This window comes from Allobosea sp. 47.2.35 (genome assembly GCF_024655635.1).
GTDB lineage: Bacteria > Pseudomonadota > Alphaproteobacteria > Rhizobiales > Beijerinckiaceae > Allobosea.
Genome location: NZ_JANLGI010000065.1, coordinates 1 through 719 on the forward strand (window position 1 = coordinate 1; position 719 = coordinate 719).

At 65.6% G+C, this 719-nt stretch carries 1 protein-coding gene; it reads left to right on the forward strand.

The window, feature by feature from the left end; all coding sequences use genetic code 11:
• A partial coding sequence (locus NUV79_RS25230; RefSeq protein ID WP_257735814.1) for a DNA translocase FtsK occupies positions 1 to 719 on the forward strand: 719 nt, incomplete at both ends.

The following is a 719-nucleotide window of genomic DNA, read 5'->3' on the forward strand; positions in this document are numbered from 1 at the left end:
GTCCAGACCGGCTTCGACAAGCATTCGGGCGAGGCGATCTACGAGGAGGAGGTCATGGACCTCGAGCCTCTGCCCTATATCGTCGTCATCGTCGACGAGATGGCCGACCTGATGATGGTCGCCGGCAAGGAGATCGAGGGCACGATCCAGCGGTTGGCCCAGATGGCCCGCGCGGCGGGCATCCATGTCGTCCTCGCCACCCAGCGCCCCTCGGTCGACGTCATCACCGGCACGATCAAGGCGAACTTCCCGACCCGGATCTCCTTCCAGGTCACCTCGAAGATCGATTCGCGCACGATCCTGGGCGAGATGGGCGCCGAGCAGCTGCTCGGCCAGGGCGACATGCTCTACATGGCCGGTGGCGGCCGCATCACCCGCGTCCACGGACCCTTCGTCTCGGATGCCGAGGTCGAGAAGGTCGTCGCCCATCTCAAGACGCAAGGCCGGCCGCAATATCTCGACGCCGTCACCTCCGAGGAGGACGAAGCCGGCGAGGACGAGGACGGCGCCGTCTTCGACAAGACCGGCATGGGCTCGGCCGACTCGGACGACCCCTACGAGCAGGCGGTTGCGGTCGTGCTGCGCGACAAGAAGGCCTCGACCTCCTACATCCAGCGTCGCCTCCAGATCGGCTACAACCGCGCCGCATCCATCATGGAGCGCATGGAGAACGAGGGCATCGTCGGACCCGCCAACCACGCAGGGAAAAGAGAGATCCT